16 protein-coding genes are annotated in these 19,490 nt (G+C 31.3%); 11 read left to right on the top strand and 5 right to left on the bottom strand.

Going from position 1 to position 19,490, the window contains the following annotated elements:
• Position 1: 1 nt before the first annotated feature.
• From MKS83_RS19595 to MKS83_RS19585, 3 genes are read right to left on the bottom strand one after another with little or no spacing between them, the layout of a single operon-like run.
• Positions 2-232 carry a hypothetical protein gene (locus MKS83_RS19595; RefSeq protein ID WP_240580971.1) on the bottom strand — a complete coding sequence of 77 codons (231 nt, stop codon included), beginning with the start codon at positions 230-232 and terminating at the stop codon, positions 2-4.
• A complete protein-coding gene (locus MKS83_RS19590; RefSeq protein ID WP_240580970.1) occupies positions 225-5,384 on the bottom strand; it encodes a serine protease in 5,160 nt (1,719 codons plus the stop codon). The genes MKS83_RS19595 and MKS83_RS19590 overlap by 8 nt, the downstream gene beginning before the upstream one ends.
• A 2-nt stretch (positions 5,385-5,386) precedes the next feature.
• Positions 5,387-6,565, bottom strand: coding sequence for an MBL fold metallo-hydrolase (locus tag MKS83_RS19585; RefSeq protein WP_240580969.1), 1,179 nt, complete (start codon positions 6,563-6,565; stop codon positions 5,387-5,389).
• Positions 6,566-6,897: 332 nt separating this feature from the next.
• On the opposite strand from MKS83_RS19585, the gene MKS83_RS19580 reads away from it, so the two are divergent.
• From MKS83_RS19580 to MKS83_RS19540, 10 genes are all read left to right on the top strand, one after another.
• Complete coding sequence (locus MKS83_RS19580; protein ID WP_240580968.1) at positions 6,898-7,800, top strand: bacteriophage abortive infection AbiH family protein; 903 nt, start codon at positions 6,898-6,900, stop codon at positions 7,798-7,800.
• 8 nt (positions 7,801-7,808) lie between these two features.
• Positions 7,809-8,747: a hypothetical protein gene (locus tag MKS83_RS19575; protein ID WP_240580967.1), complete on the top strand. Its 939-nt coding sequence runs from the start codon at positions 7,809-7,811 to the stop codon at positions 8,745-8,747.
• Positions 8,748-8,775: 28 nt separating this feature from the next.
• Positions 8,776-9,612, top strand: coding sequence for a hypothetical protein (locus MKS83_RS19570; RefSeq protein WP_240580966.1), 837 nt, complete (start codon positions 8,776-8,778; stop codon positions 9,610-9,612).
• A gap of 310 nt (positions 9,613-9,922) precedes the next feature.
• Positions 9,923-12,001, top strand: a complete 2,079-nt coding sequence (locus tag MKS83_RS19565; protein ID WP_240580965.1) for an ATP-dependent nuclease — start codon at positions 9,923-9,925, stop codon at positions 11,999-12,001.
• Positions 11,992-13,677: a UvrD-helicase domain-containing protein gene (locus MKS83_RS19560; protein ID WP_240580964.1), complete on the top strand. Its 1,686-nt coding sequence runs from the start codon at positions 11,992-11,994 to the stop codon at positions 13,675-13,677. Before MKS83_RS19565 ends, MKS83_RS19560 begins: the two co-directional genes overlap by 10 nt.
• Before the next feature lie 145 nt (positions 13,678-13,822).
• Positions 13,823-13,945, top strand: coding sequence for a hypothetical protein (locus MKS83_RS22240; protein ID WP_262916674.1), 123 nt, complete (start codon positions 13,823-13,825; stop codon positions 13,943-13,945).
• 92 nt (positions 13,946-14,037) lie between these two features.
• Positions 14,038-15,054, top strand: coding sequence for a hypothetical protein (locus MKS83_RS19555; protein WP_240580963.1), 1,017 nt, complete (start codon positions 14,038-14,040; stop codon positions 15,052-15,054).
• A 16-nt stretch (positions 15,055-15,070) separates the two neighbouring features.
• Positions 15,071-15,931, top strand: coding sequence for a restriction endonuclease (locus MKS83_RS19550; RefSeq protein ID WP_240580962.1), 861 nt, complete (start codon positions 15,071-15,073; stop codon positions 15,929-15,931).
• Positions 15,932-16,003: 72 nt separating this feature from the next.
• Positions 16,004-16,345: a DUF2511 domain-containing protein gene (locus tag MKS83_RS19545; RefSeq protein ID WP_240580961.1), complete on the top strand. Its 342-nt coding sequence runs from the start codon at positions 16,004-16,006 to the stop codon at positions 16,343-16,345.
• A 63-nt stretch (positions 16,346-16,408) separates the two neighbouring features.
• On the top strand, positions 16,409-16,714 hold the full coding sequence (locus tag MKS83_RS19540; protein ID WP_240580960.1) for a hypothetical protein: 306 nt from the start codon (positions 16,409-16,411) through the stop codon (positions 16,712-16,714).
• Between the two features lie 55 nt (positions 16,715-16,769).
• Here MKS83_RS19540 and MKS83_RS19535 read toward each other — a convergent pair whose 3' ends face one another.
• Both MKS83_RS19535 and MKS83_RS19530 read right to left on the bottom strand, forming a co-directional pair.
• On the bottom strand, positions 16,770-17,378 hold the full coding sequence (locus MKS83_RS19535) for an alpha-ketoglutarate-dependent dioxygenase AlkB family protein (RefSeq protein WP_240580959.1): 609 nt from the start codon (positions 17,376-17,378) through the stop codon (positions 16,770-16,772).
• Between the two features lie 131 nt (positions 17,379-17,509).
• Positions 17,510-18,286: an XRE family transcriptional regulator gene (locus MKS83_RS19530; protein ID WP_240580958.1), complete on the bottom strand. Its 777-nt coding sequence runs from the start codon at positions 18,284-18,286 to the stop codon at positions 17,510-17,512.
• Positions 18,287-18,347: 61 nt separating this feature from the next.
• Between MKS83_RS19530 and dinB the strand changes: the two genes are divergently transcribed.
• Positions 18,348-19,490: a DNA polymerase IV gene (gene dinB / locus MKS83_RS19525; RefSeq protein WP_240580957.1), complete on the top strand. Its 1,143-nt coding sequence runs from the start codon at positions 18,348-18,350 to the stop codon at positions 19,488-19,490.

The following is a 19,490-nucleotide window of genomic DNA, read 5'->3' as shown; positions in this document are numbered from 1 at the left end:
ATTAATGTCTTGGAAAACGGGCAGACATAGCCATAGCCCTAACTATCTCAGAGATTGTATTTAGGTCAAACCGTTTATTAGGTGAACTTCGAACTTTAAACAAGTCCTGTACAACACCCTTTGTTTCCGGAGAAAAAGTCAATTTTCCTGATTTAACATTTTCCACCAGTATATTTAGTTCTCTCTCAAAATCAATACGAGAATCCCTATTTCCTTTTCTACTTTCAAACATAATTAACTATTTTATATAACTCTTCTATATTATCTGCACTAACTCTCTTGCACAGAGCTTTGTTTAATGAATGCCTCACGATTTCATTATAGGTACCTTCTATCATAGTTTGATCAGGAAAACTTCTTCGTAGGTATCTATCCGACCTTTTTACGTCTTCTTTTTTCTCCGGAAGACAAAATTCATTGATAAATTGATCAATATCATTCGAAAACTCAGAATTAAGGAACATTTGTGAATTCAAATCATCAATGATATCATGAATATATACTAGATGGGAGTCATCTTCAAAAGTAACCTTACCTGTTAGAATTATGGTATTAGGTAAAATACGTTTAATTGCTAGATACAAATTTGCAAAATCTACTCGATTAAGTTCGATTGACACATCCAGCAAATTTTTCTTGATGGTTACATGTTGTACAGCTGCAAGATCCGGAATCAACCGAATATTTTGACTTAAAAACTCTTTTATAGCATCTGGTGAATCAGTAGCAATATTTTTTATAATATAACTGCACAACTCAGTTGATGGTTTAGGAATGTCCGATATACAAGTTTCAAATAAGATTTTTAACGTAAAATCTGTAGAGATTGACAATCGTTCCAAAGCACTCATTGTTTTATCTCTAATAACTTGAACCGGATGATTTAAATGCCAAATTATAAATTCAACTACTAACTCATCGTTATTTTTCGCTGTTGTTTCTTTTTCAATCCACTTATATTTGTTTTTAATCCCCGAAGTCGGTCTTACAATATAATTGAAATGATTTCCAACAATTTGATGAATTTCAACAACCTGCTGATGATCTAATTTACCTTGTAAAAACGCCATCAACTCTTGACAAATATACCAGTACTCATTATCAAAATTCAATATATTGGGTCCAAGAAGTTGGACCACTGACTCATGATCTTCAAATAATTTTTTAATATTTGCTTTAGCCGCATCAGTGCTGGTTGACCAATTGTTCATCCATATACTTCTTTGGTCATTTTCGAAGACCCGAAGCCCTTCTTTAATTTTGTCCAACTTGTTATAAGGCCTCCCATCTTTTAAAGAATCATTAAAAACATCATAACTGTCCTTCCCTTTTTCATGCGTGATAGTTTCATGCTCTTCAGGATTATAATCAGCTGCCCAGTTAATATTGTGAACTTTTAAACATTCTCTAAGCTTGATAATATTTGCAGAAGATAATGTTGAGCCTAATTCACCGAGCATCTCTCTACGAGAATCGATATCAATTTCTTCATCAGCGATAAGGATTGCTACAGAGGCACAAGCTTTGTCAATATTTCCATCTTGCAGATTTTCTATTTCATTGAGCACATTTCCTATTTGTTTTCCAAAATCGTAACTATACCTTGAGATATCGTCATTAATTACAAAAATTTCGCAAAGAGCAAGCTTCAAATATGGGTTACAATCAATAGTCTTAAGAATTACCAAGATACCGTTTGTATCGCTAATATTTTTTGCACCCAGCGTATAACCATCACCCAACCTTGGCGCATCAAAATGTGATGATTCCGCATTATGATTTAAAATATTTGGAGGAGGAAGCAATTCGAATTTATAATAATCAAGAGCCTTTTGAACATGTTCATTCTCTATTAAGGAACCTATAAACTCCTCTTTACTGTTTCTGACGTATCTTTGAAATGTCATTTCGCCGGAAGCCTGATCTAATATTGAAGCGTAATCAGCCAAGGTATTGTTTGGCGCTTCTTTAAAATCTTCTAATGCAACATTAATGAGCATTAGTTGCGATTCTTTATACCAAGTAGGTCCCATTGAAGTATTAAGCATTTCTTGAAAGACTTCTTTAGACTGATCCGGCAAATTAAGTAAAGCATAAACTTCCGTTATTTTAAGCAAATCTGCAGTTCTTTCCCATCTGTTTTGCACACCATCTAAAACATGTTTTTTCCAAATTTGCAATAATGGAGTTACAATTTTTTCTTCACACCTTAGAAGCAGTAGAACATGAATAATTTCACACAACGACGTTCTGTACCCTTCAGAAAATAACCCAAGCTGGCTAACAGTATGATTTTTTAAGGTATCTAAAAAGGTTGTTAGATTCTCAAAATCAAATTCATGAAAAAGATGGACAAGCTTTTTAAAAAGTTCAGGCATTAACTTTTCTGGAAATTGATACCCTCTATCCCAGTAACTTCTAAAATCAAAGTTAAAATTAATGGACTCTACTATTTTTTCAAGTGTACTACGAATAAAATCTTTCTTTATATCAAGTTGATTGGAAGCTTTAAAAAAGTAAACCAATCCTTCAAAATAGTAGATTTCTGATATTAAATCAAAAAGATCCTGTTCCCAAGTTTTAGTATGCCATTGTTTATCTTTTACTGTGAAGTCCTCAGCATTATCTTTGAAACCCAAGCAATTACTTTTTAAACATAAATTAGTGAAGCTGTCCATATCCACATCAACACCATTATCAGCTCTCAAAATAGTTTTCCTTTCGTCCTGAAGATATTCATCAATTACATTCCTTAAAAGGTCTGGCTTAGTCATTGATTTAAGTAAAGAGGAGATAAGAATTCGTCTTGCTTGGGGTGTTGGAACATACCTGAACTTTTCCAACAAATTTTCAGTTGTATTGGACAATTTAGTCTCAATCTCCAGTGTATTAAAATCCGGCAAATTATAACCGTTCAATTCTTCACGGTAAATAAGTAATGAGGTCGCATAAATAACCGACCAGGTATCGTCAATAGCTATTCTACCATCACCTACTACCTCCTCTACATCAAGGACAAGATCAAAATTTCTAGCTAGAAAGCCATTATTCCAAGCTGTAGAATGATTGATTACATATTTAAGCAGAGGCGATTTTTTTAAACCAATAGACGTACTTCCTGTATCCTCTTTAGCTTCGAATAAGTTTAGATATTCCCAGGTCTCGGCCTGCGCATTTTCAAAATCAGCCCTAGTTCTTAAAATAATTGATCTCGCTTTCGATATGAATAGTGATGGTCTTACTCCTTCTGAACTTTTCATACCTTCATAAACAGATTTTCTGTACTCTCTCTCTATTGCATCATTTAAGATTTCTGCTTCATCATATGCATCATTCTCATAGAAATGTTGTAGAAATAATGTCGCATCGCTGATGCTAACCAACAAAATATTTCGTCTTACTAAATATTTAAGGGCATTAGAATATTCTTGTTGAGCGATTAGGGCAAGAGCCATTTCATAGGCATATTCGACCCATACGCTGTTGTATCTGAAATCAATTCTTTGTAGTAATAGCAGTAATCTTAAAAGATCTGTTGTTTTTCTAAGTTGAATAGACATATCAATAGCCCTCTTTATATCATCAATAATAAAATCAGGCTCAACATGACGAACTGCTAAATTATCTGCCCATTGCTGATTACAAGCAATTATTGCTTTATAAGGATTACTAGACATGGCATTATGATAAACCAGATTAACCACAGAATATAATCTATCCGGAAACTTTTCACAGAATTCTGCAACAATGTCATTGCATTGCTTTTTGTATAGGGGTAGTTTTTTAAGAATGTAGTCTTTAAATGAATTATGGTATATTTCTAATTTATCATTTTTTATCAGGTGAGAAATCTTAGGGATTACTGCGTAATAATGTCTTTTGATATCTTCGGGTAAGATATCGAATAAATCCTCTTCAGAGACAGCCTGCCTCAGATGTGATAAGATTAAGCAAATCCAAAGTTTGTTGCTATCTTCATAAATACTCTCCCAAATTACATTATAGTAGTTTTCAATATCTCCGCCTATTAACGGTATATTTTCAATCCATACTTTCAGCTCGTCTTCATCTTTTATAAGCTCAGAATTTAGTATAAAATTTATCAGATAATTTAAATATAGGGGATGTCCCTCAGATTTGATCACAATTCTTTGAATATTTCCATAATCAACCCTTCCCTGAAATTTGTTTTCACAATAGTACTCGCAAAGGCCAATTTCCAAAGGCTTTAAAACAACACTTTGGCTTTCGTCTATTTTGTTCCTAATGTCAATAGGCAGAATATTTTTTGAAGTACACGAAAGTACAATTCTCAAATTTTCAGACAATATATCAGGAATAACTTCCAGAAAATCTTTAAGCTTATCAACATCATCTAAGCCATCAATAAAAAACAAACCTAACTTGTTCTTATTAATCAGATAATTGTCCAGCGCTTCAAAACTATCTCGCAAATCAACTAATCTATTTTCAAAAGGCTCTGAGCTTTTGGGAGGTAGTTTTCCCGTTATTTCTATTGAAATGGATTCTTCAAGCCAATTAAGAAAATTTTCTTTTGATACCCTTAAACTCTTTGGTCTTTCATCATTTGGAACCTTTGTAAAATATCTACCTAACAATAAACTGTTATCTTCAGGAGCATATGAAGCAACATTAGTTGTTTTACCAGTTCCGGGATTTCCTTCTATAATAATCCAATTATTTTGATTTAGAATAACTTTGTTCAGCCTGTCGACAAAATCATGGTTTGTCACAATTTGAGATATTTCTTTTGCAAACTGAGACGGTATCTCATTTAGTTTTTCTTCTTTAAAAACAGGTATAGAAAACTCTGCAAGTAATTTTGAAATTTTATTAATTGAAATTGATCCAATTTTGTCATCAATCTGTTGCAAAGCTACACCAATCACTCTTCCAGAAGATATAATAGGGGCACCAGATAACCCCTTATAATCGAAACCAGATTCTATATTCGAACTATTTACTATAAAATCGTACCTCTCATTTTTTACTTCCTGATTTACAGTTCCGAATATCCTGACGCCTTCTTGATGACCTAGATAAGGAAAACCAAAAGAATTCCAGGCTTCATTTATTCTGATTGAGATTTCAGTCAGTGGCAGAAAAAACAAATTTTTGCTACTTACTTTTAGAAGGCAAATGTCATTGACTTCGTCGACATGAAAAATTGAAGCTTGCTGTGTCTCTTGATTATTGCTATAAACAACTATGGAGTTTTCGTCAATTTTTGAATCTAGTAATATATGATAAGCAGTTATAATAAGATTATCTGTGATAAAAAAGCCTGTTCCGCTTTCCTTATTTTTATAAACAATTTGTACTACAGAAGATTCGACTGTAGCCGAACTGATGATTCTATTCATAATTAAAGATCAAATATAATTGGACTATTAGTTTTGTTTTGCAACATTTTGTAGTTGTATTTTTTTTCTAAATCTTCATCTTCAAATTCTTTCAGCGAATCAAGATTATAATTAATGTAAATATTCCGAGTAAATGTAGATTTTCGATGTATAATTCTTGCGATGGTTTCCAAATCAGGATGATTATGAGTAACTCCATTAGTACTTATTATATATTTTTCCGAATCTATTAATTCGAGCAATTCTCGACAAGTATTATTTTTACTACCATGATGAGATATCTTGATTAAATCAAATTTAACCGGAAAAACTTCGTTTTTATAATGCTCCTGAATATTTTTGGCCACTATCGAAGGATGTGAGTCGCTAAGAAATAATAACCTCAACTTATTATATTCAATTACAAATGCTATTGAGCTGCCATTGGTTGCAGTATCATCTTCAGAAAAATCTTCTTCTGCAAGAGATTCGACATCAATGTGGTGACAAGCACTAATATTTTTTTTTCGTAATCTTTTTTTCTCCTTTTCAAGTGATAAAATATATTCAAAAACGTCTTCGTTAAAATCAGACAAATCTTGATCGGACGAAAATCCTTTATTAAACAGTTCTTTTTTCCAATATTTTTTCAGTTCTAATAGCTTATCGTCATCGGGCGACAAAATTCTGAACATAACCTTATCACATTCAATCACTTTGGTTCTATCGAAAGAAATATAATTGTTAGTGAAGAAGTCATTTTTATTTTGAAAGTTATTCTTTTTCAACAATGAGGCTAATGTTGAGCCCTGAACGGCAGAAATATTTTTAGATGATAGATCCTCTTCATCCTTTAACTGATAGTTGATGCACATTGTATCAATTGACTTTCCATTAAAATTAAGACCATCATCAATCGATTTTAAGTGGGAATAGGAATTATGCCATACGTTTTCTACTTCAACAATTTTATTTCCAGTATTCTCTTCAAAAAATTTTATTATTCCGGATATATGATCATTGTCAATGTGTGTCACAATCAAATGGTTCAGAGGCCTGTTTTCTTTATTTAATTGCAGTAATTTAGGCTTAATATACTTTTTATAGGTTGATACATACCCTCCATCAATAAGTATGCTGTCAGAAGCAGTTTCCAAAAAAAAGCTATCCCCGTTATTAGCAGGAAAAAATGTGATCCTCATTTATTAAATAATTAATATTGTTAGCAGGTTGTTTTCTATGGATTTGATGAACGTAAATTTAAGGAAAGTAAATGCACATTTTTAAATAAAAAATAAAAATTCAAAATATTATTTGTTTTACAGGCCGTTTAGTTAAGTTGTGTAAAATCAGTAGAATTTTTCGTAAAAAAAATCAAATACATTCCACCTTATTTCTAAACCTAATTATTTGAAATAATAGAAAACTAATGTAAAAATCATTTACTAAAAAATCATTGTAAACTAATATTTTAAATTTTGTTTGAATAAATTAGCTTTTTATAAGCAAAATAAAAAAACAAAGCTAAGTTTAAATGAATAGACTTTATATAATTGGCAACGGATTCGATAGATACCACAATCTTCCAACAGGATATAATGATTTTCACCAGTTTGTTATCAAAAATCATCCGAGTTTAGAGAATACTTTTGAACGATATTTTGAATTAAGTACAAAATTAAATACTGACAATAAAAAACTATGGGCCGATTTTGAAAACGATTTGAGCACATTTAATTGGAAAGCTTTCTTTGATGAAAAAAACCAAATTGATGTACTTGACGACAGTTTTAGACCAAGTTTCATCTATGGTCTCGAAGATGACTTAGAACAAGAAACTGATATTTTGATCAGCAGTATTAGAGAAGCATTTGAAGATTGGCTGACTGATTTAAGTCTAGAATCAACTACACGAAAGCTCTACATTGAAGAAGATTCATTGTTCATAACCTTTAATTATACATTAACATTGGAAGAAGTCTATCAAATTACAAGAGAGAAAGTATTGCATATACACGGAGATGTTGAGAATGATCAAGGATTTTTAGTTTTTGGACATAATAAGAATCTAAAAGCGAAACCAAAATTTGATAAATATGGAGAGACGACGAGAACTCCGTTTTCTGACTCTGAAGCCATTGCGCAACAGCCTTTTTACAAATTACAAAAACCTGTAAAAGATGTTATTAGCGAAAACGAAAACTTCTTTAAAAATCTAAAAGACATCAATGAGGTTAAAATATTAGGACATTCACTTAATACGATTGACCTACCTTATTTCAAAAAAATTAAAAAGTACGTTCTCGGATCCCCAAAATGGAAAGTCAGTTTTTATAGTGATGCAGAAAAAATTAGACACTTACATAGTTTACAAAAAATTGGAATAGATGAACATAGAATAGAATTTTTTAAAATGTCTGATTATGATTTACTTTAGCAATTATTATGGAATATAGTTTTAGAGAAAAAAATTACAAGGTTTCCAGATTTAAAACCTTCCTGACAAATCAATTAAAAACGCAATCATTTGAAACAGTTTTTAATTTTCTAAGCGAGTTCATAGAGCAAAATAATTTTGAGTTCAGTGATCTATTATCAATTCTAGACAGATACATTGATTACTCAAAAAAAATAAGTCTTGAGAATACAAAACTGTTCGCTTTTGTCGATAGTAAGATCAAAAAACTATCTGACCCTAACAACACAGAAAACCTGTTAGCTATATCCCGTTTGTATCACAAAATTGAATCTAAATATGCATTGAATTTCATTGAATATAATCTTGATAAAATACCAAATAACACTAAAGAAAAAGTGTTAATATTACTTTTCAAGGCAGGCATACTCTTAGAAAATAAAGAATCTGATAATGCTTTTTCGGTGCTTAGAGATTGTTCTAATCAATCTTATAATTTGTATATTTTTGATTCTTTAGAGCTAAAAAGAACAATCTACGAAAAGATGTCAATCATAGGTGAATTGGAGAATAAGAGTGATGTCGCAATTAACTATTATACATATTACTGCGCTTTCCAAGCAAGTGTAGAATTCCTGCATTTCCCCTATTTAGATTCTTATCGGAATTTTAGAATTCCGTATTCAATAGTTGAAAATCCTGACCAAGAAATTATTCAGATAGATAAACATTTGAAAGCAAAAAATTTTGATATTCGTTCTTTTAATTCATTTTTACAAAAACTGTATCACAATGAAATTCCAAACGCATTTAAGCTCGAAAAAATTGATATTGATACTTTTACTGTCTCAAACCTATCAATAAAAGATTTGACATATTACTCTACTTATTTTTCGACACTTTCCGTTAGAGAAGTAGTATCAACAATAGAAATAATTGTATCTCGGGAAATGAAAAATTTCGTTTAAGAATTTTTAAAAAAATACCATTGAAAAAATGAAATATTATTTAGATACTGTAGCAGTAAGAAGGTTGAGCAAAGAATTACCTAAATTAAAAGATAATTCATATACTTCAGCACTAGTCATATTAGAATTAATATCTGGAATTAATGAAAGAGAATTTAAGATAAGAAAACAAGTCATAAAAAATTTACTTGAATGTGGATTTCCAATAATATGGAAACTACCTGAAACAATGAAAGCTGAGGCCTTTCCAATTATTGAAATAAAAGAAAAAAGAACACTCGGTCTACTAAAAATTTGTTACGAGCTACTTAGAAGTGAGAACCTCGAAACATTAATATTAAAGACTGAAAATGAAGTTTATAATATTGATTTTTTTAAAGAATGGGATAGTACTCATTCTTTTGAATTTGTTAACGCAACATCTAAAGGAAACGAAGAACTAAAAAAAATATATTATGACGAGCGATTAAATAATGGAGAAGCTTTTGAAAATTATGCAAAACAATTTGTAAAGTCTTTAGCTTCAGATTCTGAACTGAATAATTATATTACAGTTAAAGGAATGGCAAGTAATTATGCTGCCCAGGCTTCTATGAATGGTGAAAAAGTTTCCGAAGAAGAAATACATAATAGTTATAATCATAGCATAGACATTTTCTTAGAGTATTTCTCTCTTTTTTCAGCTAAAAAAAGTGGAGAACTAGGTACACCAGCAAAAAATGACTATGTAGATTTAAATCATTTATTGTATCTCCGTGATAACCTCAATTTTTTTATTGTGACCGATGATAAAATGATTTTAAATATTATTACCAAACAATCCATGACAATTCAAAAATTTAAAGAGATAAATGGTATTTTGTAATTCACACATTTTGAAGTAAAAAACTAAATCCTGCACATTTTGCAGGATTTAGCTCTAAACTACATTCTAAAGTTTTTCAAGGCCAACAATATCTAGCCTGCAAGTGTTTTATTAAAATTTACTTTCCTTTTAATTTTGTTTGTAGACGAAGGAAGTTTTGTAAATTTTAAAAAACTTATTCAATAAATTGCGGAAACCCGTAATTTTTCAGTAATAAAATAAAATACTTTAGCTAATTATATTCAACATGTACAATTTTATTCATAAAAATTAATAATTTTATAAACTTACAGTTCAACTAAAACTAACCATGTATATATCTCAGATTAAAATTACCAATTTCAGGAATTTTGAAAATACCACCGTTGATTTTAATGACGGCATTAACGTAGTAATAGGTCATAACAATGCCGGAAAATCAAATTTGGTTTCCGCTCTTTCATTAGTTATGGATAATTCAAAGTCAAAACGTCTTAATATTGACGACTTTTACAAACTGATTCCTACAGCACATTTATTGACCTCTCCTCCAAAAGTGAGCATTGAAATCACAATAAAAAAAGGATCTTACGAGACTGAGGATGACTTAGTAACTGTTTCAACTTGGCTAACCAAATTAGAGGAAGATTACGAAGCTAAATTAACGTATGAATTCTTTCTTCCCGAAAAGCATGTCGAGAATTATAGAGCATTAGTTAGGGAAATTCCTGAGAACGAAACCCAAAATAAAAATATTTGGAATACGATTAAGCATGATTTCTTAAGACTTTATGTAGTAAAGGTTTGGGGAGGAAATGTTGTGAATCAATCCACAGCAGACGTAGACTCATTACAAAAATTTGATTTTCAATTCCTAGATGCCATTAGGGATGTCGAAAGAGATATGTTGACAGGGCGAAATACTTTGCTGCGAGATGTTTTTGATTTTTTCATGGATTATGATATCAAAATCCATCCAACAAAAACAGCACCTGAGAAACATACGGATATTAAAGAAAGAAAAATTGAGTTTTCTGAAAAAGCTGAAGAATTAGTAGGTTTGTTACACAGGAGAATTGCATCCGGAAAGGAAGAAATATTATCTTATGCAAAAGATACGGGAGCGTCATTTAACAATGCTGTTCCAGATTTTGAAGGAATAATATCAGAGACAGAGTTGTATAGTGTTCTAAAGTTAATTGTAGAATATGAGACAGGAATAAAAATTCCTGCAACACGCAATGGTCTTGGTTACAACAATTTAATTTACATGTCTCTTCTTTTAGCTAAAATGCAGGTCAATAATGACGTTAATTATCTGGATAGCAATGCAAAAATATTTTCAATGCTGGCTATCGAAGAGCCAGAAGCTCATCTACATCCGGCAATGCAATTCAAGTTTTTAAAATTTCTCGATGAAAATAAAACTAAAAGAAAAGTAAGACAAATCTTTGTCACAACACATTCAACACACATAACATCTGCAGTTGGGTTAGACGAAATTATTTGCCTGCACAATAATGAAGGAGAAACTATTGTGGCATATCCCGGAAAAACATTTGTTAATGCAGAAGGTCAACCTTTAGATCATAGCAAGAAGTATGTTGAGAGATTTTTGGATGCAAGTAAGTCAGATATGCTTTTTAGTCAAAAGGTACTATTTGTTGAAGGACTTGCCGAACAAATCCTTGCGACGGTATTCGCAGGTTACGAAGATAAATCTTTAGAAGACCATCATGTAAGTGTCATTAATGTTGGAGGAAGATATTTTAAACATTTTCTTTATTTATTCGATTCTGAAAAAGATTTCTCAATATCAAAACCTGTCGTATGTATGACTGACAGGGATCCTGAAAGAAAAAACAGAACAGTAGAAAGATCAAATTTTCAGAAGTGTTATCCATTTGAATATAATAGTGAAGCTGAAACCTTCGATTACCAGCAAAATTCTTTTAGCAACGAATACCAGCCGGAGACTCACCCGAACATTACAGTATATTCTCAAGATTCGGAGTTAGGAAAAACATTGGAACATGAAATAGCATTTTCAAATCCATCATTAAAACTAATTCTAACGGATTCTATGAAAAATAGAAATGAGCTAGAACGTCTAATGGATTTGTACGATCACGAAGATTCAACACTTGAAAATTTCTTTGAAATCCTACGTGAAAGTGATGAGAATGAGAGAATAATTTCCGGCATTACTCTCAACACCTCGCTTGATTTAGATGGTAAGAAAAGATCGATAATTGCAGCAAGATATCTTAATTCCATTGGTAAAGGCGAAAATGCTTTAGAATTGGCAGTTGTGCTAAAGGATAATTTATTAAAAAAAGGTACTGAAGAATATGTAGAGTTCAATGTTCCTCAGTATATTAAAGATGCAATAGAAAAGTTATGCCAGTAGAAATATCATCCGATTCCTTAATAGAGATTAATAAACATTTTAAAGTTAAGGCTGGACCTGGTGCTGGTAAAACGCACTGGCTAGTTGAGCACATTAAAAATGTTACAAGAAATTCCACACTAATTTCCGGCGCAAAGAAGATTCTTTGCATTACATATACCAATATTGCAGCTGAAACAGTTTTAACAAGGCTTGGAAGTTCGGCAACTCAGGTTGAAGTATTGACAATTCACAGTTTCTTTTATTCCCATATAATTAAACCTTATCTATCATTCATTGCTGAAGAATATGATTTTGATGTCAGCTCGCTAGATGGTCATACAGATATTATAGTTTCTGATTACTCATTTTTGCAGGAGTGGAAGGCATTAACCGGTCAAAAAAGAATTACCGATGATAATTTAATTACTTACGCCTTTGAAAGACTCAGATGGTTACTAGTAGACGATGAATTGATTGTCAGAACAGATTATCCTGTCAGATTTGGGGGTTATCCTATTAAAAACAGCTCATATTTTGATTACAAAAAAATGACTTGGCAGAGGGGTATACTTCATCATGATGATGTATTGTTTTTTGCCTATCAGATTATCAAAAAGTTTCCTTTTGTTATTAAAATAATCAATAAGAAGTTCCCTTACGTATTTATTGATGAATTTCAGGATAGCAACCCTATACAGGTAAACATAATCGAAAAGTTATCAACTGGTTCTATAATTGGAATCATCGGTGATGTAGCGCAATCCATATATGCATTTCAAGGTGCATCACCTGCACTTTTCGATGGGTTTACATTACCTGAAATGGAGCATTATTTTTTAAAATTTAATCGCAGAAGCACTAATGAAATCATTGATTTCCTAAATATTATCAGGCAAGATCTTCCTCAAGATTATCATAGAACGGTTTCTATATCAAAACCAGTACTTTACGTGGGTGATATGGTCGAAGCTCTGAGAAGAGCCAAAACCTCTTGTCCTGATGGGTATGTGTATACATTATCTAGAAATAATATCACTTCCAATGCTATGAAATCAGAAATAAACGGCTCTGGAATGGACGATAAGCTTTTACGGAAAATCAAGTTAGAAGACTCGACTAAAAAAAGGGCTGATATAATAACAGCGTGTATTACTGCTGTTGCTCTCGGGCAGCAATCTAAATTTAAAGAATCCATAAAAGTTTTAGAAAACGTAATAAATTATAGACGTAATAGGTTAGAAGGAAAAAAGAAAGCTTTACATTACTTAACGATCTTAATGGCAAAATTCAATGACTATAAAGATCTTTCTATGCTTGAATTCTCAGAATTTATCAGACTGAATATTAACGATAGTATTCCAAAAGCAACAAAAGGAAAAGGAAAGATTTTTTATGAAAACAACACATTCCAAAGCGTCTACTTATGTGTAAATATATCTGAAGATTTAAGCTATCACAGAACAGTCCATAAGGCAAAAGGAGATGAATTTGATAACGTTCTATTAATTTTAAAAGAAGAAAAAGATTTAAAATTTATGTATGAACCAGATTTATACAATTATACACAGGAAGAACATAGAATTTATTATGTAGGAGCAAGTCGTGCAAAAGATCAACTTTTTATTTCAGTTCCAACACTTGATGCTAATGTTGAAGACATAATAAAAGATATGGTAAACGTTGAAAGATTTTAATAGAAAATTCTATTATCGGAAGAATAAAAGTTGTAAATTTTATTTTAACATTTTTTAACATTTGGCATATAATTCGTATTTATCATAGAGTCTAAACTAGCCCAACAATGACATTAAAAGTAGTAGGCAAATTAAATTAAACTTTATGAGTAATTCAAACAAAAACTGGCCAAGTAAAACAGAGGGGAGACCTTCAGGAGGAAACAGAGATAACAATCCTCCCAAAACATCGGGAAACGGCAGTAAGCCTTCTACTTCTAAGAAATAATTTTAAAAGTCTGAATATTTATTCAGGCTTTTTTATAATCTTTTTTTGAGAGAAATGAAATTTATACTAAATTTCATTCAAAACTATAAACTATGATATGTGCTTTATGTAATACCAACGAAGCTAATAAAAAGAACACACATTATCTAACGGATTCAATTATAAGAACCTGTTTAAATGAGGATGGATCTAACGTTAGAGAAAAAGGATTTTACTTTAAGATGTCTAGTAAAACGCCATATGTAAATTTTAATTTTCAGCGAGGTACATCTATTCAAAATCTTGAGGAAACTTTGGGAAGACTACCCACGGAAGATGAAATTGAGAAAGCAAAAAAAATTCCCTACTCCGTTGATTTTGTATTTTGTAATGAATGTGAGGATATTTTCACAAAAATTGAAACACCTTTTATCGAAAGAATTTTACCTACTCTAAGAGAAGAAGATCATGAAGAAACGAACGAATTGGAATTAGAAGATGTAAAGGTGATTAAAATGTTCTTCTACTTACAAATTTGGCGTACTTCTATAAGTGTGGATTCATTTAAAGTAAATACTGACTCATTGGAAAATTTGAGGATTTCAATTCTTAACTATGAACAATTAAACATTGAAGACATTCCAAATTTTCCCATTCACCTAACTTATCTTAATGTCGTTGGAGAACAAATTAATTACACATCAAATATTATTTGCACAATCAATGAACAAAATTCAAATATTATAATAATGAATGATTTTGTTCTTCAATTTTTTGAAAATGCTGAATCAGTAAATAAAATTGATTTTCATGGCTTATATGATTATGATAATTACTTAGAGTTGGTTAATAAAGACAACTCAATTTTTAAATTTAAAATTTTCAATAATGAAGAACGTGTCGCATTTATACTTAAGTTACAAAGAATAGAAAAAGTACAAAAATCTATTTCTGCTCTACAACAAATGTTTGTAGAACTTTGGGTTTCAATTTTCAGCAATGTACCGGCTCCTCCAATTGTTGATTTGTATGTGGCATATTTAATTGTTGATAATAATGATTTGCTTTTATTAACAGAAGAGGCTGTGACTCACAAGACCACTGAATTTATTGCAGAATTTTTAAGATAAAAAAAACTAAGAATTTATGAACAGTATAAATGAGATTGATTGGAAAATTTACGAATCCCTCACAAAATACATTTATGAGACCCTACGAAAAGACTATAAGATAAATATTGAAGGTTATGGACATAACTGTAGAATTAAAGGTACTTCGGGCGTAATGCATCAAGTAGATGTTCTAACTTCCGAGGTTGATGGTCTGCATACATATAGAACAGCTATTGAATGTAAATATTGGAATAATAAAGTTAATAAGGATACAGTAATGAAACTGCTCTCAATTATTAATGATTCAGACATACAACGTGGAATAATTGTCTCTAAAAACGGTTTTACTTCTGATGCTCAAAAATTTGCTGAACATCATAATATAAAAATCGTACAATTAAGAGAATTGAATAAGCATGATGATGTTCAAGCGGAAGTTGAGTGCGGAATCATTGACTTCTTTTTTAAAATAAATATAAGAAGACCTGAAATCACAAAGATAATGGCAAAAACAGTTAATGACATTGAAATTTCAATACCTGAAAATCTGCAATATCAAGCTCTTATTGAGAACAGAGATGGAGTAAAAATTAAGCTATTTGAGTCAATAATTGTTTTTAAAGATTTTCTTCATACTCAGAAAGAATTTAAAACAATTTCAAAATCTTACAGTTTTCCAGATCACATAATATATTTATCAAACGACAAGCATTATATTAATAGTATTACTTATGAAGGTTTACTGACTATAATAAATAACGATCACATAAAAACTTTTTCTCTGGTCGACAAGGTTTGGATGATTATGAATCAAATTTTTGAACAACAGAAATTTCTAATTACCAAGAATGGAATTATAATAAACAAAAATGAAAATTTCTCTGATAAAATTTAAGTATTTTAAACATTTATGGTTTCCCATAATATTGATTACAATTTCAGATTTATATTTGAATAAATTATAAAAATGAAAACATTCTATTACTTATCTTTATTACTATTTACGTTATCCTGTTCAAGTCCTACGCAGAGAAATACATTGAAATTTACAAAATATGAATATGGTGACAAGTGGCCATTTTCAGTGAATGAAATTGAAGTATACTGTTCAGGTTATAAAGAAATTTATTGTAAAACTAGTAATGGTAAGACCTATGCTTTAAATGGATCAGCTAAGGGCGTTTCCAACAATGACCCTACTGTAAGTAAGGTCGAGGAGATTTGGTTGGATGATCCAAATTGGGATGGGTTAAAGATTTCATACAGCGAATTCATTACTAAAGGTTTAGAGCTTTGTGAAAATCGATAAAAATATATACTCAACGTAAATTTCATCAGCTTAAAAAAAAGAAACAATTTAAAAACTATATGAATGGCTAACTACAGAGATCCCAAAAAAATTTATAGTCCTCAGGATATGATTACAGATGTTGATGTAATTTTCGAGGATCACGATACCGTTTCAATTGCAAAAATCAAATGGAACAACAGCAATGTAATTGGAATACGTTGGAATATTGCATTACGAGAATGGGATGATACAGATAAAATTAATGGTACAAAAGAATGCTTAGGTATGCCTATTTCAAGAGGATATCCGACTTGGTTTATTCTTCCAGATCAAATTTTGGATAAAAACTCCGATATACGCAAAGCTATCGACAGTATTAAATTATAAAATCTAAATCATATAAAATCCTGGCAAGAGTCAGGATTTTGAGTTCTCCTAAATGTTATGTTGGTAATACAAGTCGAAACGTGAGATTGATTCTTTCTTTCATAAAAAAATTTGATTTGGCAATTCGATGTTCCCAATTCTCCTGTAGATCACCTTTCATTATCAATAAGGAACCATGAGGAAGAGGCAAACTATATTTACTCCGATGATGATCTTTTTTTCTAAAATCAAAGTTTCTGGTTTGTCCTAAACTGATAGATGCAATGACAGGACGTTTTCCATATCTGCTCTCTTTATCTCTGTGCCACGCTACAGAGTCATTGTTATCACGATAAAGATTTAAAAGAACACCATTAAACTGATAACCAAACTCTTTTTCTATTTTTTCTTTTAAAGAGAACAATTCAGGTGTCCAAGGATGTGCACCTGAGACATTACCATCCAAATCAGAAGATGAATTATCACTAAACCAAGCTGTAAGACGCGGAGTTAAAACCGTTTTGTCATACATTTTCTGAGTACGCTGCTCCCAAGGAGTGTTCTTAAGAAGTAAATTTTTAAGAAAATCAGCTTCTTCCCTGCTCAGAAAGTTTTCCTTGTATTCCAAAAGATCTTTTGGAAATTCATAAAATTCTTCTGCATCAAATAAACTCAGCTGGCTCATTGCAATTTTCTTTTGAAATATTTATATTTGTTATATCCCGTATAAACGGGATTTTTTTCATCATTTGTGTTTTTAGCTTCCCCTCGGGGAAGTTTTTTGATTAATGAACTTTGGCATTATTCAAAATGAACTCAATTCTTATCCCGAATTTTTTCTTTAATCTGTCTTATATCAGTTTTAATCTCTGTAATGAAATTTTGAATATGATGTTCTGCAAATTCATCAGGTTCGTATTCTTTTGTATTGATACTGCACGCAAATTCCCAGATTTCTTTAATTTCAGGTAATGGAATTTTATATGGCTCATAAAATTGATTATCGGACTTAACCCAAATACTATCTGCTTCGTGAAACTGGAATCTTTTGTAAGTAATCCCATCATTGGATGTAATAAAAATGTAAGTTCTATCCGCTTTCAATTCAGAGAGATCTTCAATATATTTTCCTACAATATAGGTTCCATCTTTATAAGGTGGCATAGAATCGCCGCCAGCTGGAAAAGCTCTAAATTTACCATGGTGTAAAAATGGTAACGAAATAGTCTCAAGACTTTCTATATATTCCGGATCACTATATCCGTTCAGATATCCCATTGAAGCTTTTTGCGGAATAATCTCAATCTCATTGTTTCCATCTTGATCTACCCTAATAGGCAGCACAATCCTATTATCGGGAAGCTCCATAATCTCATCGATTGAAAATTTGCTGATATTTATTGTTAAAAGTAAATCGATGCTGACATTATAATATTTAGAGATTCTGATTAAAATCTCTTGAGGAGGCTCCGTGGCACCGTCTTCATACTTACCATATCTGCCTCTGGTAATTAAAAGATCATCCGCAACCTTTTGTTGTGAAACATCTAGCCTACCTCTTAAATACCGCATGTTTTCTGAAAAAATTGACATTGCTATAATTTATAGCAACAAATATACAAAAAATTGCTACAAAACGTAATAATTTTGAAGCATGGAAAAATCAATTGTTCATATGGATCTGGATACATTCTTTGTCTCTTGTGAGAGGCTGAAGAATTCCAGTTTGAACAGTATTCCTGTAATCATAGGAGGTGGAGACCGTGGTGTAGTAGCATCCTGTTCATATGAAGCAAGAAAATTCGGTGTTCGTTCTGCGATGCCTATAAGAATGGCTTTACGTTTATGTCCCGAAGCTCAAGTTATCAAAGGTGATATGGAATATTATTCCAATATGTCGCATTTAGTAACAGAAATTATTCAGGAAAAAGTACCTGTACTGGAAAAAGCTAGCGTAGATGAATTTTATCTTGATCTTTCCGGGATGGATAAATTTTTCGGATGTTATCAATGGACTTCCGAAATTGCGAGTACTGTTATGAAAAACACAGGCTTACCTATAAGCTTTGCACTTTCTATCAATAAAACGGTTTCAAAAATAGGAACCGGAGAGGCTAAACCTACAGGAAAATTAGAATTAAAACCCCAATTCATTCAGCCATTTTTAAATCCTTTGTCTATCAGAAAAATTCCTATGGTGGGTAATGTGACTTTTGAATTGCTTTCAAGGCTGGGTGTTAGAAAAATAGAAACATTATCTCAAATGCCTCCTGATGTATTGCAGCAATTGATTGGAAAAAATGGAGTTGAGCTGTGGAAAAAGGCTAACGGTATTGATAATAATCCGGTCGTTCAGTATTCAGAAAGAAAATCAATATCTACGGAAACAACTTTTGCAGTAGACACTATAGATGTCGATAATATAAGAAGCATTCTTTCGGGAATGGTGGAACAGCTTTGTTATCAGCTGAGAAACGAAAAATGGCTAACCTCAACGATTTCTGTTAGAATTCGATATGCCAATTTTGATACGGAGACCAAACAATGTAAAATTCCCTATACCTCAGCAGATCATACCCTTTTAAAATATACATTGGAATTATTTAGAAAGGTTTATACAAGAAGGATGAGAATTCGTCTCGTAGGTGTCAGGTTTACAGGACTTGTTCATGGAAGTCATCAGATGAACCTTTTCGAAGATACGGAAGAAATGATATCCTTATATCAAACTTTGGATAAAATTAAAGACCGATTTGGAGCTAAAAGTGTAGGAAGAGCTTCAGGTTTTATAAATTAA

Source organism: Chryseobacterium sp. Y16C (assembly GCF_022488405.1).
GTDB classification, from domain to species: Bacteria; Bacteroidota; Bacteroidia; order Flavobacteriales; family Weeksellaceae; genus Chryseobacterium; species Chryseobacterium geocarposphaerae.
Note: the sequence above shows the minus strand (reverse complement) of the source record. Positions and strands in the feature narration are given on the sequence as shown.